This is a genomic window from Nonomuraea sp. JJY05 (assembly GCF_043496855.1).
Classification (GTDB): domain Bacteria; phylum Actinomycetota; class Actinomycetes; order Streptosporangiales; family Streptosporangiaceae; genus Nonomuraea.
Genome location: NZ_JBIEIS010000064.1, coordinates 1 through 20,580 on the forward strand (window position 1 = coordinate 1; position 20,580 = coordinate 20,580).

Here is a 20,580-nt window from a genome sequence, read left to right on the forward strand (position 1 = left end):
GGGTCGACGCTCGCAGGGTCGACGCTCGCAGGGTCGACGCTCGCAGGGTCGACGCTCGCAGGGTCGACGCTCGCAGGGTCGACGCTCGCAGGGTCGACGCTCGCAGGGTCGACGCTCGCAGGGACGGGTGAGCGGCTCGGCGACGCGGTGATCCCGCTGCGGCCCGCCGAGATCGTCACGCTGGGCGCGCGGGCCGCCCTGGGACCGGGTCACGCGGCCGCCCACGTCGAGCCCGCCCAGCCGGTCTTCACCCGGTACTGGCTGCACAACAAGGGCCCGGCCCCCGCCGGGTACCTGCCGGTCGCGGTCCACGCGCATCCGCCGGCGCTGCGGGTGAGGCCGGGCGACGAGGAGAGCGTACGGGTCACCGTCGCCTGCTCGGCCCGGCCCGCCGTCGGCCTGGTGGAGCTGGACGTGCCGGACGGCTGGGCGGCGGCTCCTCCCGGTTCCCTGAAGTACGACCTGGAGGCCGGGGAACACGCCGCGTTCGAGACGGTCCTGCGGCCGCCCGCCGACGCCGGGGCCGGGACCTACTTCGTCGCCGCCCGCATCCGCGACGAACTGGGCCAGACCCTGGAGGACGTGGTCACCGTGACCGTCGGCGACCCGGAGCCCCGCGAGCCGCTCACCGTGACGTCGGGCCCGGCCGGGCTGGAGGTCGTGCCGGGCGGGGTGGCGACTCTGACGGTCGAGCTCGTCAACGACGCGCGCACCGAGGTACGCGGAGAGGCGCAACTGCTCAGCCCGTTCGGCACGTGGGGCGCCGGGGCCGGGGAGGTGCTCTCCGGCCCGTGGACGCAGGGCTTCGCCGTCCCCGCCGGAGGCCGCGTCCCGCTGCACTTCACCGTACGGGCGCCGGGCGACGCCCGGCCGGGGGCGCACTGGTGGGCGGCGGTGAAGGTCGGCGCCTTCGGCCGGGTCCACTACACCCGGACGCTCCCCGTCGAGGTTCGATCTTTGTCAGGACAATAGGCGCGAAAAAGTCAGGACAACATATTGACGCAGCTCTTTCCGAGACGTTTGGATGGGGGACCATCCGACGGCTGACCTTCGCGTACGCCCCGCTCAAGGCGGCCGGCTCGCCACATACAACGGAGACAAGCATGACAATAAGCTCATTTGTCAGGTAGTCCTGTCATAATGACAGCCATGCCAACTCAGATCCCCCGGCCCGAGTCGCTCGCCGCCCTTGTCACCCTCGACAAGGCCAGCGCCGTTCCGCTCTACTTCCAGGTGGCGCAGCAGTTAGAGGCGGCCATCGCGGGCGGCGTGCTGCCGCCGGGCACCCAGCTCGACAGCGAGATCGAGCTGGCCGACCAGCTCGCCGTGTCGCGCCCCACGATGCGCAAGGCGATGGAGTTCCTCGTCGACAAGGGCCTGATCGTGCGGCGGCGGGGGGTGGGCACCCGGGTCGTCCAGTCCCAGGTCCGGCGACCGCTGGAGCTGAGCAGCCTGTACGACGACCTCAAGAGCACCGGCCAGGAGCCGGCCACGACGGTGCTGTCCAACACCGTCGAGCCGGCCTCCGCGGCCGTCGCGGAGGCCCTCCGGCTGGCCGAGGGGACGCCGGTGATCGCGATAACGCGGCTCCGCAAGGCCCGCGACCAGCCGCTCGCCAAGATGCGCAACTACCTGCCCGCCTTACTGCTCGAGGTCAGGACCGAAGCGCTGGAGAGGCAAGGGCTGTACGAGCTGATCCGGGCGGCCGGCATCCGGCTGCACGCGGCGACCCAGACGGTCGGCGCCCGCAATGCCACGGCGGCGGAGGCGCGGCTGCTCGGGGAGAGCCGGGGCGCCGCCGTCCTGACCATGGAGCGCGTCGCCTACGACGACAGCGGCGCCCCCGTGGAGTACGGCACGCACATCTACGCCGCCGCCCGCTACAGCTTCCAGATGAACCTGCTCATGGGCTGATCGATGAAGAGATGAACGACGAAAACGTTGACACCGCGTTCACCGCGGCGGTCCAGGCTGCCCTGACGGGGCAGGTCAAGGCGATACTCAACGAGGGCGACGGCGGGGGTGACCTGCAGCACCGCCAACTGGCCGAGCGGATCCTGGCCCTCGTCGCGTACGGGCGGGACAGCCCGCTGCTCGATCACGCGGCCCGGCTCGCCGCCCGGCTGCGCGAGCTACAGGGCCCCGGCGGGTTGTTCACCGGCGGCGACAACGTCGACTCCCCGCCGGACTCCGCGTTCAGCGTCAACGATCTCGCCGACGCCCTGTGGCTGCTGCGGCGCGACCCTCCCGGCGCCGCCGAGCGCGAGCTGGCGGACCTGCTCGAGGACCTGCTGACGGCGGCCACCCCGGCCCTGGCGCGGGGCGGAGTGCACACCCCCAACCACCGCTGGGAGATCTCGGCCGCCCTGGCCAAGCTGCACCGGCTCGCGCCCGACCGGGCGCTGGCGGAACGGGTCGGCCAGTGGCTGGCCGAGGGAGTCGACATCGACGACGACGGGCTCTACTCCGAACGCAGCGCCAACTACGCCGCGTACGTGTCGAACCCGTCGCTGCTCACCATCGCCGAGGTGTTCGACCGTCCCGACCTGGTCGACGCCGTCGAACGGAACCTGGACGCCACGCTCGATCTGCTGCTGCCGGACGGGTCGGTCGAGACGGTGCTGTCGCGCCGCCAGGACCAACGCCGGCCGCTGCCCCTGGCGCCCTACCTGCTCCCGCTGCGCCGGATCGCGCTGCTGCGCGGCCGCGGCGACCTCGCCTGGGCGGCCGGGCTGGCGCTGTCCCAGGGGGTCGTCTCACCGGCGCGCGCGGCCACGGAGCTGCTCCTCGACCCCGGCATCGCGCGGGAGCTGCCGCAACCCGCGCCGCCCCGAAGACCGCGGCACCGCGTCTTCGGCGCCGCGGGGCTGCTCGTCGACCATCGGCCCGCGACGACGACCGTGGTCTTCGGCGGTTCCGACTATCCGCGCCACAGACGCATCCGTTCCGGGCTGGCGAACTCCCCGACGTTCCTACGCCTGTTCGCCGGGGCGGCCGTCCTGGGGGACGTGCGTCTCTCGCGGGTCTTCTTCGGCCTGGGGCCGTTCCGCGCCGCCCGATTGCTGGTCGAGCGCGATCACGGAGACCCGACCGCGACACTCACGGAATCCGTGTCGGCCTCCTACTACCAGCCGATGACGGATCAGAACCGCGACGCGCGCGGCCACTACGAGCTGGTGGACGACGGCCGGTTCAGCGCGGCGATGGACTTCGGCCGGCGCGCGCGGGACGAGGTCACGCTGACCACCGCCGTCCACGTGGCCATCACGGACGCCGGGGCCGAGCTGACGGTCGACCTGGCGGGCCCGGCCGTGGACTGGGCGCTGGAGCTGGCCTTCCGGCCCGGCGGCCGGATGACGGGCGCCATGGCCGTGGACGAGCACGCCTGGCAGCTCGACCCGGGCGAGCCCGCGGTCTACCGCGTCGGCGACGACTCGATCACGGTCACGGCGCCCGCCATGTCGACGGCCGCTTCCCATGCGGTCCCCGCCTACGAGCCCGGCGAGGAGTACCGGTTCCTCGGAGGCACCGACGCCGTGTCGGGAGAGCGCCTGTACGTCGCCGGACGGGTGCCGGGAAGGTTGCGTTTGCGCCTCACGGCCACCCGTCATGTCGGATGAAACCGCAGTTCACTGGCTAAGCAAGTATTTCATCTTGACGTACATATGTCCTGACTATTGACCTAGTAAGCGCTTTCCCGTTAGCGTCCGACGCCACAGGCAGATGACCCCCTGAGGAGACGCCATGACGACTTCCGTGACAACCAGGAACCGACTCACGCGCTGGCGCCGGCTGCCGGTGGCCGTCGCCGTGGCGCTCGCCCTCACCGCATGCGGTTCGAGTTCCGGCGGCGACTCGGGCGGGGGCTCCGGCGCCAAGAGCATCACCTTCTGGCTCTCGGCGAGCGCGGCCCAGGCGCAGGGCTACCTCGACCTGGCCAAGGAGTTCGAAGCCAAAGAGGGGGTCAAGGTCGAGATCGTCAACGTCCCCTACGACGGCTACCAGGACAAGCTCCGCCAGGCCGCGCAGGCCAACTCCCTGCCCGACGCGGCCAGCGTGCCCTCGCTCGACACCATCTGGATCAACCAGCTCCAGGACCTCGGCGCGACGGCGAACGCCCCGGCCAACAAGATCAACAAAGACCTGCTCACCGTCCAGGACGGCAAGGTCCTCTGCATCCCCTCCGACCTGACGGCGGCCGGGCTGTTCGTCAACAAGAGCCTCTTCGACAAGGCCAAGGTCAAGGTTCCCGCCGACCCGAACACGGCCTGGACCTGGGACGAATTCCTGGCCGCCGCCACGAAGGTCCGCACCGCCACGGGCGCCAAGTACGACCTGGTCTACGACCAGTCCCCCGCGCGTATCAGGGCCTTCATCTACGGCCACGGCGGCAAGGGCTTCCAGCTCGGCGCGGACAACAAGTACGTCACCCCCGACGCCGCCACCGTGCAGGCGCTGTCGAAGTTCGCCTCGCTGAACGACGACAAGGTCATGCCGAAGTCGGTGTGGGGCGCGGGCGCCGACCCGAACGCCCTGTTCAAGAGCGGCCAGGTCGTCGCCTACTTCTCCGGCGTCTGGCAGGTGGCCGACTTCTCGGAGAGCATCACGAGCTTCGACTGGGCCAGTGCGCCGACGCCGGGCCCCGGCCACGTCACCGACATCAACCTGGGTGGCAAGGTGGTCGCCTTCAACAACGGTGACAAGGCCGACCCCGCCAAGAAGTGGGTGGACTACATCTTCCAGCCCGCGAACTACACGAAGCTCGCGCAGGTCAATGGCTACCTGCCGGTGGAGTCCGGTCTCACGCTGAACTACCCGTTCAAGAACAAGGCGGCCCTGGACGCGTTCCAGCTCTACATCAAGGAGATCGAGCTGGCGGACCCGATCTCCTCCTACGGATTCCAGAGCGGGACGAAGCTCCTGCTCGCCGGCAAGTCGATCCAGGAAGACCCGACCAAGGTCGAGATGGCCAAGCTGATCAACGGTCAGCAGGACGTCAAGAAGACCGTCGACAACATCGTGTCGGGACTCAACCAGCAGATCGGCTGACCGTACGGCCCGCCGGCGCTTTCCCCGCGCCGGCGGGCCGAGCGTTGACGAACGCGGAAAAGAGGAGATCGCAATGGCGGAGAGTCTCCCCCGATCGACGGGGCTCGCCGACGAGAAACCGGCCTTGATCGCGTCGCGGCGGTGGCCCCGGCGACGGACCGGGCGGCATGACCGCTACACCCTGGCGCCCCTGCTGCTCATCTCGTCCAACCTCGCCCTGTTCCTGCTCTTCTTCCTCTGGCCGGCCGTCATCGGCCTGGGTTACTCCTTCACCAGCTACACGGGCGTCGGCTCGGCGCCGTTCGTGGGCCTGGACAACTACCAGCGGCTGCTGAACGACGACGCGTTCTACGCGGCGCTGATCCGTACCGTGATCTTCACGGCGGCCGTCGTTCCGCTGACGTACGTCGCCTCGCTGAGCGCGGCCGTGCTGATCGTCAGCCCGTACAGCCGTGGCAAGCCGGTCGCACGGGTGATCTTCTTCGTGCCCTGGCTCATCTCCCCGATCATCGCCGGTGTCATCTGGCGGTGGATCTTCGGCGAGAACTTCGGGCTCGTCAACTACGTCATCATCGCGCTCGGTGGCGAGGCGGTACCGTGGCAGTCCAACGCGGACCTGTCCCTGATCATCGTGATCATCGCCGCGGCCTGGGGTAACACCGCGGTCAACATGCTGATGTTCGTCGCGGCCATCAAGAACGTGCCGGCCGCGTACTACGAGGCCGCGTCCCTGGACGGCGCGGGCTCGTGGGCCAAGTTCCGCAACATCACGCTGCCCTCGATCGCGCCCACGTCCTTCATCGTGATCCTGCTCACCACCCTGGGCACGATGAAGGAGTACGCGCTCGTCCAAGCGGTCAACGCCGGAGGCCCGGGCACCGAGAACAACCTGCTCATCCAGTACATCTTCACTACGGGCTTCCGCCGCGCCCAGATCGGCTACGCGAGCGCGGCGTCCTTCGTGCTCATGCTGCTCCTGATGGTCATCGCCGTCGTGCAGTTGGTCATCAACCGCCGGAAGGAGTCCTGAGATGGACAACCTGCTGCCGAAGAAGGTCTGGGCGACGGCGGCCCTGTGGTTCATGGTCGCCCTGTACGGCATTCCCGTCCTGTGGTTCCTGCTCAGCTCCTTCAAACCGGCGGGAGAGCTGTTCTCCTATCCGCTGACCGTCTTCCCGAGGCAGCCGACCATCTCCGGCTACACGGAGGCCTGGACGAGCTTCGACTTCAGCCGCTACTTCGGCAACACCCTCATCGTGGCCGTGTCCGCGACCCTCATCACCATCCTGACCAGCGCGACCTGCGGGTACGCCCTGGCGAAGTACACCAACTGGTGGCTGCGGGCGTTCACCATCTGCATCCTGGCCACCACGATGCTGCCGGGCGAGGTCATCCTCTCCCCCTTGTTCCTCATCGTCCGCGACCTGGGCCTGTACAACAGTCTCGCCGGAGTCGTGGCCCCCTCGGTGATCACGGCGACGGGCACCTTCATGTTCCGTCAGTTCTTCCTCAGCGTGCCGCACGACCTGCTGGACGCGGCCCGCATCGACGGCAGCGGGGAACTGTCGACCTTCATCCGGATCATGCTGCCGCTCTCCCGGCCGATCATCATGACCCTCGCCATCATGTCGTTCCAGTGGCGGTGGAACGACTACATCTGGCCCCTCGTGATCCTCAACGACCCGAAGGAGTTCACCCTGCAGATCGGCGTCGCGAGCATCGTGGGCGCGGAGAACGTCAACTGGTCGGTCCTGCTCGGGGCGTCCGTCCTGTCCATGATCCCGCTGATCGTGATCTACCTGATCTTCCAGAAGTACGTGATGAACGCCGACCTCAGTGCGGGCCTGAAGGATTAGCCGCGCTGAGCTACGTGCCGGCGGGTACGCCCAAGCTCGCGCCGGGACGGTCGGCGGACCGGCGGACGACGACGTGGGCGCCCAGCACCTGACGCTGATCCGCCCTGCCCGCGGGCGGGTCCAGGGCGGCGCGCACGGCCGCGCGGCCCAGCTCCTCGTAGGGCACACGGACGGTGGTCAGGCCGGGACGCAGATCGGCGGCCAGGGGGATGTCGTCGTAGCCGACGATGGAGACGTCCTCGGGGACGCTGAGACCCGCGTCGAAGACTGCGGCCATCGCACCGCCGGCGATCACGTCGGTCTCGGCGAAGACCGCGGTGAAGTCGCGTTCTCCCCGCAACCGGGCGCTGACCCGCGCGTAGCCCGACTCGCGGGTGAATCCCGTGCCGAGCTCCAGCAGGCTCTCGTCCACGGAGCAGCCGAGGTCGCCCATCGCCCGGCGGAAACCGGAGAGCCGGCCCGCGGTGGTGGTGAACTCGGGGTCCCCGCCCACATAAAGGATCCTGCGGTGGCCACGGCCGACGAGGAAGCTGGTCAGCGCGTAGGCACCGCCCTCGTTGTCGTACTCGACGACGGTTACCGGGATCCCGTCCCCCAGGGGCGGGCGGCCGCACAGGACCAGCCGCGATCCGGACGCGTCGAGCGAGCGGGCGATGTCGGCCACCCGCGCCCGGTAGGCGGCGTTGTCAGTGGCGCCGCCGATCAGGAACACCGCGGCGGCCCGCTGCTCGCGCATGAGCTGGATCGCGGCCAGCTCGCGGGCGGGATCTCCGTCGGTGGTGGCCACCAGGCAGATGTGCCCGCGGCGCGCGGCCTCCTGCTCGACACCGTGCACGGCCTCGGCGAAGGCCGCACCGCGCACGTCGTTGACGATGAAGCCGACCGTGCGGGCAGATCCGCCGCCCAGCACGCGGGCGTGGGTGTTGGTGACGTAGTTGAGCTCCTCGATCGCCCGTTGCACCCGCGACCGGGTGGCCCGGGCCACCGGGTAGTTGCCGGCCACGACGCGCGAGACCGTGGACAGCGAGACGCCGGCGAGCTCGGCCACATCCTTGATCGTGCTCTGCCGGCGGTCGGGATCGTCGGGCGCGTCGCTCCTTCGTCTGGCCACCTCACCAGTGTAGAGAACGTTGTCCGTCCCCGGTCACGCCGCTTCCTGTCTACCCGCCGGTCGACTCGCGGGCGACGACGAAGAAGCGGCTGATGAACTCGCGGGCGACCTGCTTGTCCTTCCCCTTCTCCGCGATCCGCTTGGCCAGGAACCCGACGGCCGTACTGGCCATGAGCGCATGGTCGGGGTCGATGGACGACAGAGACGGCACAAGGTAGGCGCCCTCGGCGATGTTGTCGAAGCCGATCACCTTGACGTCCTGCGGGACGCGGATCCCGCAGTCGGCCAGGCCACGCAGCGTCCCCATCGCGACCGTGTCGGTTACGCAGAACACGCCGTCGAACGCGACCCCGGAGCCGGCCAGCCGGCGCGCAGCGGCCGCTCCCGTCTCCATCGTCAGCGCGTCGATGGGGATCACCAGCGCGGGATCGAAGGGCAGACCCGCCTCCTCCAACGCCTCGCGGTAGCCGTCGTGGCGCAGGCTGGAGACGTCGATTTCGCCCCGCTGCGGCCCGTCGATGACCGCGATGCGGCGGCAGCCCCGCTCGATGAGGTGCGCTGTGGCGGCCCGCGCGCCGGATCGGCATCCGGCCGGCGCGAGGACGGCGGCCGATCCGCCGAGCGGTGCCGTGCGGGGAGGGGCACGCGGATCGGTGTCCGCGCGAAGGCGACCCGTTCGAGATCGCCGTCCGGGCGGTGGACGAGCCGGTCGAACATGATCTCCCGATGGGTGCCGTCCCCATCCGGGATCGCGAAGCGGTGGTAGGCGACGATCCAGCGTCGGTGCCGGAGACGCGCAGGACCGCGTGGTGGCCGGTGCCGAGGATGCCGCGCTCGGTGTCCTTCTCCAGCAGGACGCCGCGGTCCTCCCAGGGGCCGAGCGGGCCTGGGCCGACGGCGTAGCGGACGCGGTAGTCGGGCTCGCGGGTGTCGTTCTCGGACCAGGACAGATAGTAGCGGTCGTGGCGGCGGTGCATGGTGGCCGCCTCGCGGAAGGCGGTCGGCACCCAGGAGACGACCTGGGCCGGGTTGAAGGACATGAGGTCGTCGTTCAGGGGGACGGCGTGGGCGACGCCGTTGCCCCAGTACAGATAAGTCACGCCGTCGTCGTCGGTGAACACCGACGGGTCGATGGCGACGCCCGGGTGGTCGCCGGCCGCGACCAGCGGGCGGCCCAGATCCTCGAACGGCCCGGCCGGGGTGTCCGCGCGGGCGACCCCGATGTTCTGCTCGGCGGTGTAGTAGAACGCCGCGCCGCAACCGGCGGCGGGAGAAGGAATTATGCCGCATCACTCAGCAAAAGCGCCGATCAGGGACTCGCGACAATGGCAAAAGGGCTTCCCGTGAGCGGCGGATCCAGCATCCTAGGCATGGCCAGCAACTGGCCCGAGCATGGCCCTCACTCTCTGATCCCCCTTTCCCGAAGAGGTCTTCGTGACTCGGTATGCCATCGACCGTGCCCACAACACGCTTGTCGCGCAGTGGAGTACCGGCATCGGCGACAGCGCCAGCGTCGTGGCCCGCTTTACCCACGATCAACTCCATCAGAACACCCGCCAACTCGCCGCGGAGCTGACCCACCTGTCGCACATCTGCTGGCGCTCGTACACCCACCCCGCCACCGCTGCCGACCGGCACGGTCCCCACAGCCTCGGTTGGCACCGGCAACAAGAACGCGACGCGTTCGCCGCTGTCCTCCCCACCCTGATCGCCACCCAGGGACTCACCAACCAGCCGCGCAATACCAAGATCGAGCAAGCCGCCCACGCTGTTGCCCGAATCCTGCACATGCTCAACACTTCTCAGCTCACCACGCACGTCACCACCGACGTCGCCGCCGAACTTGCCGCCATCGAACGAGCCGAACGCGGCGACCTGTCCGAACGAGCCCAGCAAGCCGCCGCCCTCAGCCGCGAAGACGCCTCACCCCTGCAGATCTCCCAAGCCGACCGCCTGCTGCACGACAATCCCTTCGGCAACCAGACCCTCTTCACCGAAGTGGATCCCACCGCAGCCGCCATCGCCGCCGCCCACTGGTTCTACGCCGCCGTAACCATCACCGCTCGACACAGCGGCATGCACCCGATCCAAGTCGTCGCCAGCGCCGAGCAGTCCGACAAACCCCTCGCCATCGAAAGCCTCACCGACATCACCACCGCCATCACTGCCGGCGCCCGCGCCCGGCACGTCGTCATGCCCCTGATCCGCAACGCCCTGCATGTCGCCGACGGCCACTTGCGCGGCATCCTTGACGTTCAACACCGCATCACCGTCGCCCAAGAACTCATTCACGCGGCCCGCGCCGACCACTCCGAACTCAACCTCAGCCCTGACACCATCCATCTACCACTCACCTCGCTCGACCCCGCCCGGCCCGCCCCGGATCTGCTCGAGAACCTTCTTCACGGCATCCGCACCTGCTGGCACCTCTACCAGCACCACAGCAACCCCCACCCCGGAACCGTCGGAGCTGCACGGCAAGACCAGCTCCGCCAGGCGTTCCTCACCGCGACCCGAGAAGAAGCAGCCATCCGAAGCGAACGGCTGCTGTAACACCCCAAAGAGCAGGCCGCGACAGTAGAGCAGCCTGGCAATGCTGGGCTCCTCAGAGGATGCCCCCATGGCATGGCTCTCCGGATACGCGGCGACCTGGAGAGCAATGCTTGAGACCTGTGGATCGGCCGGGAGGGGTTCCACCTTCCCGATGATCGTCTGTAGGTCTCACGCATGGCCGGCGCGCCAACGTTGGTCGGGAGGGTGCATCCATGCTCGCCGTAGTCGCCGACCCGTCCGATCGCGAGGTTGTCGCGTCGGCCGGGCCGCCTGTGGCGGCGTCGTCGATCGACGAGACCGTCCGGGAGGGCGCCAGCCGGATGTTGGCGAGGCATTGCGGGCCGAGGTCGATGCCTACATCGCTCAGTTCGCCGACCAGCGTGACGAGCGCGGTCGTCGTCTGGTGATGCGCAACGACTCGCACCAGCCTCGCGAGGTGCTGACCTCGTCGGGTGCTATCGAGGTGAAGGCGCCACGGGTCAACGACCGGCGCACCGCCCCGGAGACGGGCGAGCGCCGCCGGTTCTCCTCAGCGATCCTGCCACCATGGGCGAGTAAGACCCCAAGGTGACCGAGGTGCTGCCACTGCTGTACCTGCACGGCCTGTCGTCCGGCGACTTCGTGCCTGCTCTCGGCCAGTTCCTCGGCAACTCGGCCGGCCTGCCGAGCTCGCTCATCACCAAGCTGACCGAGCAGTGGAAGGCCGAACAGCGCGCCTTCGCGACCAGAGATCTGCCGGCGGTGGACTATGTCTACCTGTGGGCCGACGGGATCCATGTCAACATCCGACTGGAGGAGCACGAGCTGTGCCTGCTGGTGATGATCGGATTCCGCGCCGACGGCCGCAAGGGAACTGATCGCGCTCGCCGACGGCTACCGCGAGTCGACCGAGTCGCGGGCCGACCTGCCGCACGCCTGCGCCCGGCGTGACATGCGCCCCGGCGTCGAAGGGGCCCGGATCCCGAGCCGTCGGCCTGGCCATGGCCTTCAAACTCATCGAGTCCGCCCAGGCCCGCGGGCGCGCGCTCAACGCACCCCACCTCGTCACTCTCGTCCGCGCCGGAGCCCGCTTCGAACAAGGCGTCCTCGTCGAACGCGAGCCGGCGACCGCAGCCTGACGTGTGGTGCTGAACAGAGACACCGTGAGAGGGGCAGCAATGAACCAAGGCACCCGCGGCGAGCTCATCAGTCGGCTGGTCGAGGCGATCAGGTCCGTCACGGCCGCGCACCCGCTGCGGGTCGCCATCGACGGGCCGCCCGCCGCCGGCAAGACCACGCTGGCCGACGAGCTTGCCGTCGTCCTGCGCGCGCAGGACCGCGACGTCATCCGCGCGACCATCGACGACTTTCTCTTCCCCCGTGCCCAGCGCTACCGACGTGGCCAGTACTCGGCCGAAGGCTACTACTTCGACGCCCACGACCACGCCGCGCTGTGCCGGGTCCTGCCCGATCCGCTGGGCCCAGGCGGAGACCGAAGATTCCAACACGCGGTCACCGGGTCCTTCATGGCGTCGCACCTCCTGGTGAACCGCGGTCAGAATGTGGCGATCGGGTTGACCGGGCTGCCGGACGTGCCGGCGAAGCGGACCGGCGCGACTGCGAGGTGGAAGTCCCACTGGCCGAGCTCGGCAGCCGTCGTCGCGCACGCCTCCAGGTCGCAGTTGTCGAGCATCCACAGACCCATGGCGACGAGGCTCACGGCGTGAACGGGCATCAACACGTCTTCGTACCCCGATGGTTGAACGTCCTGGGGGGTGTCAGCGCCGATCAGCGCGACCTCCCGTTCATGCAGCCACGGCAGGCAGGACGCGTGCCAGCCAGCCTGCGTGAAACCGCTGGACGCACCGGTCTCGTGCCGGACGCGGCCATAGCCGGTCCGCAGGAGTACCGCATCGCCGGGTCGCACCCGCACGCCCTGGCGACGCTCGGCCTCCTCGAGATCGTCGGGATACACCCCCTGCCCCGGTTCCAACCACGGCACATCCCGCGCGCTCGCGATGTCCAGCAGGACACCGCGCGTGATGATCCCGTTCGCCGCCGCCGTGACGGACGCCCACGCCGATCCGGTTGCGGTGTCGACCAGCGAGTGCGATCGCCCGTTGTACATCGTGCCGTCCCAGAAGATGTGGCACGGCGAGTCGACGTGGGTGACGGTGTTGCCGTGGAACGTGATGCCGAGCCGCTCGTTCGAATAGCCCCAGTGCCGGTCGTTGCGGAATCCGGGCAGCGGCATGTTCTCGGCACCCGGCATGTCGGCGGCGCACGGGCACGTCGTCGTCGACCGCTCCATCTCCTCCGGCACGGCGACCTCCCACGCGCACGACACGCTCCTGCCGTGGCGCACGGCCCGCGCCGCCGCCAGCCGGACGTCGTCGGTGATGTGGTTGAGAGTGCCGAGCTCGTCGTCGTCGCCCCACCGTCCCCAGTTCGACAGCGTGTCGAAGTACCCGAGCACGTCGTCCTGTGTGGGCATCGATCGCTCTGCCGTCATCCCAGCATCGACTCCTCCGGTCACGTGATTCGAGGCACCGCAGGCAGCGTATCCCGCCCTCTCCTTTGACATGACCTCGCCGGGGCCGGAGAGACGGTGTGAGCAACCTCGATCCAAGCCGCCGGGAGACCGGCGCCGCCACAGGGTCGGCCGCGCAGGAACCGGCGAGCGGGACACCCATCGGTCCGATTGCTAGATTGATCAAGATCCACCAAATCAGCCGAACGACTGGCAGGGTGATGCACTTGCGCGAAACTACCCCCATCGACGGAGCATCTGCCGTAAGTCGTCGCACGCTCCTCCGAACCGGTACAGGGATAGCGGCCGCCGCCGTCAGCGGCGGCCTTTCCTTGTTCGCGGCTGCATCGGCGTCCGCGACCGTCCCGACATCGCAGCGTTTCGTATTCGAGGGGGCCGGCGGCGATCCCGTTGTGCGGGCCACACTTCACCAGCCCTACTGGGCGATGCAGTCCTTCGCCTTCGACCACGTCCACGGGCACATCTACTTCGCGCAGAGCAAGGTCGGGAGCACGAACGGCGACCTCTGGATGACCAGGACCGACCTGAGCGGCAAGGTGCTGGGCGCCATGGCGCTCCACGGGTTCGACCACGGTTCGTCGATGGCGATCCAGCCGGACACGTCCGGATCTCCGTATGTGTGGCTCGCGGGCGATTGGAGGAGCCTGTCCCCCGATACGGCCCCCAACAGCCACACGATCTGCCGCATCAAGTACAGCGACGGGGGCCTGCTCGACTACGGCACGGACGCGGGGATCCGGAAATTCCCGATCGGCCTCTCCGATTTCCGGGACTGCCCGAGACCGTCGATCGATCCCTACACCGACCGGCTGCTCGTCCGGTACATGGGGACGACGAGCCCGTGGCGCCTCGCGCTGTTCGACCTCCCCGCCCTCATGGACAAGGGCATCAGCGACACCACACCCATCCTGGCCAAACGCGCCCTCCCGACCAACGCCCAACTCGGTCTCTCCGACTCCGACCACTTCCAGGGCGTGACCTCGTACGGCCAGTACGCCTACCTCTCCTACGGCGGCCCGCCCGCGCGGCCCTCGGACCCGGCCAAGCCGTCCTATCTGGTCCGTCTCGACATGAACAAGGCCGGGGGTGAGGTCGAGGAGGTGTACCGGACGAGAGCGGGCGAGTCGCTGCCCGGTCGCGAACCTCAGGGAATGGCGATCTGGCGATCGTCGGACGGTCCGCGCCTCGCGTTCGGCTTCTCCAGCAAGATCAGTGGCAACCCTGACCAGTTCCAGGCGACCGTCTTCTACAAGAGCGACCTCACCGGGTAAGTCGCCTGAACCGTGAGCCGTACGGGCGGGCCGGACCCGCGTCGCCACGCACCTGACCCGTGTGGTCCTTCTGGGACGACGTTTCCGCACGGTGTCCGGCTCGAACGTGGTGGGCGGCCCGGCGTGCTCGAAGTCTGGAGCAATCGCAACAGGGATAACCCTTAGACCGTCGCCGGGTTTGCCACGATGTGGCGGACCCGGTGCGGAGCGCATGGTTGAGCCATCGGAAACGAGATCACCACCTCTCCAGGAGCTCACCATGAACCGCTCGACCCGCACCCTGGCCGCCGCCGTCACCTTCGCCGCCACCGTGGCCTCCGGGCTCGCCGCCGCCGCTCCCGCGCAGGCCGGCACGTGCGCGATCCAGCCGTACGGGCTGATCGGCGACTACTGGCGCTCGCTGGGCGCCGGGAACGGCCCTCTCGGCTGCCCCACCGGCAAGGAGTACAGCCTGCCCAACCGGAACGGGCGCAAGCAGCGCTTCGAAGGCGGCCAGGTGGCCTTCTCCCCGGACCAGGGCACGAACATGATCGTCGCGGCGTACGAGTCGAACGGCAGGGCGGTGTTCCGCTGGGGACCGACGACCCCGTTCAACTACGACTACTGGCGCATCCACTGGACGGCCAGCCCCAACATCGGCCTGGTCGGCTTCCCCAGCCACGACGTCACCGTGCACACCTCCTCCCGCACCGCGGGCAAGATCACCGGCACCCCTCCGGCCGGGGTGATCAACAGCGCGGGCTATCACGCGACGTACACCTTCTGGATCCAGGGCTGCGACGACAAGCTCACCGGCGACACCTGCCGTCAGGGGTACACCATCCCCGTGTCCGTCAACGCGTGAGGTTCGCTCACGAGGTCCGGCAGCCCTGGGCGGCCGGGCCTTCGTGCTGTCAGACTCGATCGCATGCGGGTAGTGATCTGTGATGATTCGGCCCTCTTCCGAAGAGGGTTGGCGCTGCTGCTCGGCGCGGTGGGAGTCGAGGTGGCGGCCCAGGCACGTGACGTCACGGAGCTGTGGGCGGAGTTGGGCGCGCATCAGGTGGACGCGGCGATCCTCGACGTGCGGATGCCGCCGACGTTCACCGACGAGGGCCTGGCCGCGGCGATCGAGGTGCGGGAGCGCTACCCGGAGCTGGGCGTGCTCGTGCTGTCGACGTACGCGGAGGGCGCCTACGCCGCCCGCCTGCTCGACGCGAGCCCGCGCGGGGTCGGCTATCTGCTCAAGGACCGGGTGGACGACGCCGCGGCGCTGCGTTCCGCGCTGGAGCGGGTGGCCTCCGGCGGCGCGGTGGTCGACCCGGAGATCGTGGGCATTCTGCTGCGGCAGCGTCACGAGGAGACGACGCTGAGCAGGCTCACCGACCGCGAGCGCGACGTGCTCCGGCTCATGGCGGAGGGCAGGTCCAACGCGGCCATCGCCCGTACGCTGTTCCTGGGCACCAAGACGGTCGAGGCGCACATCGCCGCGGTGCTGACCAAGCTCGGCCTGAGTCCGGCGGCCGAGGACAACCGGCGGGTGCTCGCGGTGCTCACCTGGCTGCGCATGGAGGGCGCCGATGTCCGTGCGAATCGTGATCGCTGAGGACTCCCTGCTGGTCAGAGAGGGCGTCCGCCGGCTGCTCGACCTGCAGGAGGACTTCCGGGTCGTGGCCGCCTGCGCGGACCTGCCCGAGCTGCTGGCCGCCGTGGACGAGCACGACCCGGACGTCGTGGTGACCGACATCAGGATGCCGCCCGGCTTCGCCGACGAAGGGATCGCCGCCGCGATCCGGCTGCGGAGCAGTCACCCGGGGGTGGGCGTGGTGGTGCTGTCGCAGTATGCCGAGCCCGCCTACGCCACGCCGCTGCTGGCGGGCGGCAGTGCCGGACGGGCGTACCTGCTGAAGGAGCGGGTCAGCGACCCCCGGTCGCTGGTCGAGGCGGTGCGGGCGGTGGCGGCGGGCGGCTCGGTCATCGACCCGGCCGTGGTGGAGGCCCTGGTGGCCGACTCGATCCACGCGCGCTCCTCACCGCTGGCGACGCTGACCGGTCGCGAGCGCGACGTGCTGGCCCACATCGCGCAGGGCAAGAGCAACGCCGCGGTCGGGGCCGCGCTGTTCCTCACGGAGCGGGCCGTGGAGAAGCACATCAACGCGCTCTTCGCCAAGCTGGGGCTGGGCCCCGAGCCGGACACGAACCGGCGGGTGATGGCGGTGCTCCTCTACCTGTCCGCGCGGTCGGGGGATGCTAGCACCCGCTGACTCTCGTGGTCCCTCCCTTGGGAGGCAGGCGGAAAAGGAGGACGCTGGAGACATGACAGGGGTCGACGTCCTCATCGTTGACGACCAGGCGACCTTCCGCTCGGTGGCCAGGACGCTCGTCCGGCTGCTGCCCGGCTGGCGCGTGGTCGGCGAGGCCACGACCGGCGAGGAGGCCTACGACCAGGCGGCGCTCGAGCGGCCCACGATGATCCTGATGGACATCAACCTGCCGGGCATCAGCGGGATCGAGGCGACCCGCAGGATCCTGGCGCGGGCGCCGGAGACGAAGATCGTTCTGCTGTCGACGTACGCGGCCGACGACCTGCCTCCCGACGCGCGCACGTGCGGCGCGCTCACCTACATCCGCAAGGACGACCTCACCCCCGCGGCCCTGCGCGCCCTCTCCTGACCTGCCCCGCTGAGCGGTCAGTCGCGGCGCAGGGCCAGCCGGGCCGCCTGCAGGCCGCCCATGCCGTGGACGCCCCCGCCGGGTGGCGTGCTCGACGAGCAGATGTACAGTCCGGGAACCGGCGTGGCCCACGGGTGCGGTGAGTAGCGGGGACGGCGGGCGAACTGCGCGAGCGACGCCTCGCCGCCGCCGATGTCCCCGCCGACCAGGTTGGCGTTGCGGGCCTGGAGCGCGGCGGGGCCGAGGGCGTGGCGGGCGAGCACGAGGTCGCGGAAGCCGGGCGCGAAACGTTCGATCTGCGCCTCGATGGCGTCCGTCATGTCCCGGGCGGAGCCGTTGGGCACGTGGCAGTAGGCCCACAGCACGTGCCGCCCCTCGGGCGCGCGCGTAGGGTCGGCCACGGTCGGCTGCGTGAGCAGCACGTACGGCCGGGCCGGGTGCCGCCCGGCGGCCACCTCGGCCTCGCTCAGCATGATCTCCTCAAGCGTTCCGCCCAGGTGGACGGTCCCTGCCAGGCCGACGGACGGGTCACGCCACGGCACCGGGCCCGACAGCGCCCAGTCGAGCTTGAAGACGCCGGGGCCGTAGCGGAAACGGGACAGACGGCGCCGGTAGCCGGGCGGCAGCCGGTCGCCCGCGACGTCCAGGACCTGGCGCGGCGTGAGGTCGAGCAGCACCGACCTGGCTGGTGGCAGCTCCTTCAGGTCCTGTACGGGGTGCCCGCTGACGACCTCGCCGCCGTTCGCCACGAGCCTGGCGACCAGGGCGTCGGCCACCGTCTGGGAGCCGCCTGCGGCCATCGGCCAGCCGACGTGGTGGGCCAGGACGGCCAGCAGCAGCCCGTACCCGGCGGTGATCGGGGAGCGCAGGTCGAGCATGGAGTGCGCGGCCATGCCCGCGAGCACGGCCCGTCCGCGTTCGGTGCGGAAGAGCGTACGGCCGAGCACGGCCGCGGGCAGGGCGGCCGCGGCGCCGAACCTGGCCGCGGCCAGCGGCGCGCGCGGCGGTGACAGCGGCGCGAGGAACGTGTCCACGAGCGGGTCGCCGGCGCGGACGGCGGCGCCGACGGTGGCCCGCCAGGCCGCCGCGTCCTTGCCCAGTCCCCCGGCCGTCCGCTCCAGGTCGCGGTGGACGAGCACGGCGGGCTGCCCGTCCAGCGGATGGGCCGCCACGACGGGCGCGTGCGCCCACTCGACACCCGCCCGCCCGGCGCCCGGGCCGGCCGTAGGCCGGTCGAGGCGCAGGCCGCGAAAGGCCGGGCTGGCGACGGCCAGGGCGAGGACGGTGGCGCACACGTCGTGGCGGAAGCCGGGCAGGGTGAGCTCCTCGGTACGCAGGCCGCCGCCGAAGCGGCCCGCCGCCTCCACCAGGAGCACGCGACGCCCGGCCTCCGCCAGTGTCACGGCCGCGACCAGGCCGTTCGGCCCCGAGCCGACCACCACCGCGTCGAACCCATCAGCCCTACTCACCGCCGTCTCCCACCGCCCGCGAGACGGCGGGCCCAGAAGAGGGCCCAGAAGAGGGCACAGAAGAGGGCCCAGAGGAAGGTCCGGAAACGGGCGGGTCGGGGATGGGGATGTCGCCGCGCACGACCGTGCCCGCGCCCGGCGCGGACTCCACGCGCAACACGCCGCCGATCGCTCCCAGCCGGTCTGCCATGTTCACGAATCCGTGGCCTTCGTTCCCGTGGGCGTCGAAGCCGACGCCGTCGTCGATCACCGCGAAGCTGAGCCTTCCCTTCTCCGCCTGGATGCTCACCTCGATGGTGGCGCCCGCTCCCGCGTACTTGCCCGCGTTCTGGACGGCCTCCAGGCAGCAGAAGTACACGGCGGCCTCGACCTGCTCCGGGTAACGCCGCGGCAGCTCCACGTTGATCTGGTACGGCAGCGCGACCCGCCGGGTGACCGAGCGCAGCGCCTCGCCGAGGCCGTGGTTGCGCAGCAGCGGCGGGTAGATGCCGTGCGCGAGCTCGCGGAAGGCGGCGTTGGCGTTCTGCAGGTCGGTACGCAGCTCTTCGAGCAGTTCGGCGGCCATCCCCGGGTCGTCCTTGATGATCTCCCTGACCAGGCCGAGCTTCACCGACAGCGCGACCAGGTGCTGCTGGGCGCCGTCGTGCAGGTCACGCTCGATGGCCCGGCGCGAGGCGTCGGCGGCGGTGACGATGCGCAGGCGGGAGGCCTGGAGCTCCTCGTTGCGCTGGCGCAACTCCTCCAGGGACGCCTGCAGGGCGTTGTCCAGCCGCATGTTGTGCAGGGCGAGGCCGACCTGGCGGGCCAGCTCGATCAGCACCCGGTCGTCCTCGTCGGTGAACTCGACGCCCTCGGGCGGCCGCCGTACGACGAGCAGGCCGAGCAGCTCACCGAGGTGGGCGGCGGGCGCGACCCGGATGAGGGAGCCGGCGGGATACCCGTCGAGCAGGGCGGGCAGCCATACCGTCAGCCAGGCGTTGCCGCCGATCCTGGTGCGGCCCACGACAAGGCGTTCCCTGTCGTCGAGCGTGATCTGCGCCTCGGGGCGCTCGGGCACGCTGGAGGTGAGGTGCAGCAGCCCCGCCGTCCCCACCCACACCTCCGCGCCCTGGGGGCCGAGAGTGGCGCGCAGCGACTCGACGAGCTGCAGCAGCAGCTCGTCGAAGGGCACCGCGCGGCTCATCCGCGCGCCGAACGAGGCCAGGGCCTCCTCGGGGGTACGGCCGCGCCGGCCCAGCATGGACTGGCCGATCGAGACGAGCCGGAAACGCAGCGGCAGCGCGAGCACGACGGCGATCAGCGCGGCCATCACGCTCGCGAGCAGCACGTCGTGCTCGGCGCCCACCGGCTCGTGGCCGAGGCCGATCACGACGACCAGATAGACGGCGACCACGAGCAGGCCCAGTCCGGCGACGACCACCGCCTCGACCAGGGCCCGCTCGGCGAGCCTGGCCACGGCCGGGATCTGGGCCAGCATCAGGCCGGCGGGCAGCACCACCATGGCGGCCAGCAGCCACGGCAGCAGCGTGCCGTCGCCGGGCATGCCGAGCAGCAGGTTCAGCGCGATCAGGACGGCGTCCGCGGCCGCGGTCACCACGGCCGCGGCCCCCACCCACTGCAGCACGCGGCGGTGGGTGGCGGGGGCGCGCGGGCAGCGGACCAGCACGCCGACCAGCGCCGCCGTCCCCGCCGCGGCGATCCACGCGATGGCCCCGCCCGTCGTGACCGGCAGCCAGATCGCCCACGCGGCGGCGACGGCCAGGCCGGCGGCGGCGGTGATGCGGCGCGGCCACGACCCGATCAGGCCCTCGGGCAGGCTGAGGGCGCACACCAGCCAGGCCACCACCGCCACCGGCGTGGCCCGGGGCCACACGGTGGCGGCGATCTGCGCGGCCAGGACCAGCCCGGCCGTCCGCGCGAGCAGCGGCCGGTCGGCCAGGAGCGCCGCGGTGGCGGCCCCCGCCCAGGCCACGCAGAGCACGACGGAGGCGACCGCGTACGCGTCGAGTCCGGTGCCCGCGGCGACGGCCGCCGCGACGGTCCCGAGCGCCAGCGCGCCGATCGGCGGGACGAAGGTGTGGGTCATGGC

Annotated in this window: 17 protein-coding genes and 2 pseudogenes; 13 read left to right on the plus strand and 6 right to left on the minus strand. The window is 70.5% G+C overall.

The features are described 5' to 3' along the window. The 6 genes from ACFKCF_RS55610 to ACFKCF_RS55635 form a co-directional block, all read left to right on the plus strand. A partial coding sequence (locus ACFKCF_RS55610) for an NEW3 domain-containing protein (RefSeq protein ID WP_394504814.1) occupies positions 1-972 on the plus strand: 972 nt, incomplete at its 5' end. 177 nt (positions 973-1,149) lie between these two features. After that, a complete protein-coding gene (locus ACFKCF_RS55615) occupies positions 1,150-1,914 on the plus strand; it encodes a GntR family transcriptional regulator (RefSeq protein WP_394504816.1) in 765 nt (254 codons plus the stop codon). 11 nt (positions 1,915-1,925) lie between these two features. After that, positions 1,926-3,620 (plus strand): hypothetical protein, encoded by a 1,695-nt coding sequence (locus ACFKCF_RS55620; protein WP_394504818.1) that lies wholly within the window; start codon positions 1,926-1,928, stop codon positions 3,618-3,620. A gap of 124 nt (positions 3,621-3,744) precedes the next feature. Next, positions 3,745-5,049, plus strand: a complete 1,305-nt coding sequence (locus ACFKCF_RS55625) for an extracellular solute-binding protein (protein WP_394504820.1) — start codon at positions 3,745-3,747, stop codon at positions 5,047-5,049. A gap of 73 nt (positions 5,050-5,122) precedes the next feature. Next, positions 5,123-6,079 (plus strand): carbohydrate ABC transporter permease, encoded by a 957-nt coding sequence (locus ACFKCF_RS55630; RefSeq protein WP_394504822.1) that lies wholly within the window; start codon positions 5,123-5,125, stop codon positions 6,077-6,079. Between the two features lies 1 nt (position 6,080). Next, a complete protein-coding gene (locus tag ACFKCF_RS55635) occupies positions 6,081-6,905 on the plus strand; it encodes a carbohydrate ABC transporter permease (protein ID WP_394504824.1) in 825 nt (274 codons plus the stop codon). 10 nt (positions 6,906-6,915) lie between these two features. On the opposite strand, the gene ACFKCF_RS55640 is transcribed toward ACFKCF_RS55635, so the two are convergent. The 3 genes and pseudogenes from ACFKCF_RS55640 to ACFKCF_RS55650 form a co-directional block, all read right to left on the minus strand. Further along, positions 6,916-8,016, minus strand: a complete 1,101-nt coding sequence (locus ACFKCF_RS55640; protein ID WP_394504826.1) for a LacI family DNA-binding transcriptional regulator — start codon at positions 8,014-8,016, stop codon at positions 6,916-6,918. A 49-nt stretch (positions 8,017-8,065) separates the two neighbouring features. Continuing rightward, entirely contained in the window at positions 8,066-8,794 is a 729-nt protein-coding gene (locus tag ACFKCF_RS55645) for a substrate-binding domain-containing protein (protein WP_394504891.1), read from the minus strand. Positions 8,795-8,813: 19 nt separating this feature from the next. Continuing rightward, positions 8,814-9,299, minus strand: a pseudogene (locus ACFKCF_RS55650) (family 43 glycosylhydrolase); the annotation flags it as partial. Positions 9,300-9,450: 151 nt separating this feature from the next. On the opposite strand from ACFKCF_RS55650, the gene ACFKCF_RS55655 reads away from it, so the two are divergent. Both ACFKCF_RS55655 and ACFKCF_RS55660 read left to right on the plus strand, forming a co-directional pair. Further along, complete coding sequence (locus ACFKCF_RS55655; RefSeq protein ID WP_394504828.1) at positions 9,451-10,569, plus strand: hypothetical protein; 1,119 nt, start codon at positions 9,451-9,453, stop codon at positions 10,567-10,569. 212 nt (positions 10,570-10,781) lie between these two features. Continuing rightward, positions 10,782-11,687 (plus strand): annotated as a pseudogene (locus tag ACFKCF_RS55660) (transposase). 416 nt (positions 11,688-12,103) lie between these two features. Here ACFKCF_RS55660 and ACFKCF_RS55665 read toward each other — a convergent pair. Continuing rightward, entirely contained in the window at positions 12,104-13,060 is a 957-nt protein-coding gene (locus ACFKCF_RS55665; protein WP_394504830.1) for a cyclase family protein, read from the minus strand. 431 nt (positions 13,061-13,491) lie between these two features. On the opposite strand from ACFKCF_RS55665, the gene ACFKCF_RS55670 reads away from it, so the two are divergent. The 5 genes from ACFKCF_RS55670 to ACFKCF_RS55690 all read left to right on the plus strand — a co-directional run bounded on the left by ACFKCF_RS55670 (position 13,492) and on the right by ACFKCF_RS55690 (position 17,022). After that, the gene (locus tag ACFKCF_RS55670) at positions 13,492-14,370 is read left to right on the plus strand and encodes a hypothetical protein (protein WP_394504831.1); all 879 of its coding nucleotides are present in this window, start codon (positions 13,492-13,494) and stop codon (positions 14,368-14,370) included. A 259-nt stretch (positions 14,371-14,629) separates the two neighbouring features. Then, positions 14,630-15,214, plus strand: coding sequence for an LGFP repeat-containing protein (locus ACFKCF_RS55675; protein WP_394504834.1), 585 nt, complete (start codon positions 14,630-14,632; stop codon positions 15,212-15,214). Between the two features lie 63 nt (positions 15,215-15,277). Beyond that, positions 15,278-15,955: a LuxR C-terminal-related transcriptional regulator gene (locus ACFKCF_RS55680; RefSeq protein ID WP_394504836.1), complete on the plus strand. Its 678-nt coding sequence runs from the start codon at positions 15,278-15,280 to the stop codon at positions 15,953-15,955. Next, positions 15,936-16,613 carry a response regulator gene (locus ACFKCF_RS55685; RefSeq protein ID WP_394504893.1) on the plus strand — a complete coding sequence of 226 codons (678 nt, stop codon included), beginning with the start codon at positions 15,936-15,938 and terminating at the stop codon, positions 16,611-16,613. Before ACFKCF_RS55680 ends, ACFKCF_RS55685 begins: the two co-directional genes overlap by 20 nt. A gap of 52 nt (positions 16,614-16,665) precedes the next feature. Then, a complete protein-coding gene (locus ACFKCF_RS55690; RefSeq protein WP_364856166.1) occupies positions 16,666-17,022 on the plus strand; it encodes a response regulator transcription factor in 357 nt (118 codons plus the stop codon). Between the two features lie 17 nt (positions 17,023-17,039). On the opposite strand, the gene ACFKCF_RS55695 is transcribed toward ACFKCF_RS55690, so the two are convergent. Both ACFKCF_RS55695 and ACFKCF_RS55700 read right to left on the minus strand, forming a co-directional pair. Next, a complete protein-coding gene (locus ACFKCF_RS55695; RefSeq protein ID WP_394504837.1) occupies positions 17,040-18,491 on the minus strand; it encodes a phytoene desaturase family protein in 1,452 nt (483 codons plus the stop codon). Beyond that, entirely contained in the window at positions 18,484-20,577 is a 2,094-nt protein-coding gene (locus tag ACFKCF_RS55700) for a histidine kinase (protein ID WP_394504839.1), read from the minus strand. Before ACFKCF_RS55700 ends, ACFKCF_RS55695 begins: the two co-directional genes overlap by 8 nt. Positions 20,578-20,580 lie beyond the last annotated feature (3 nt).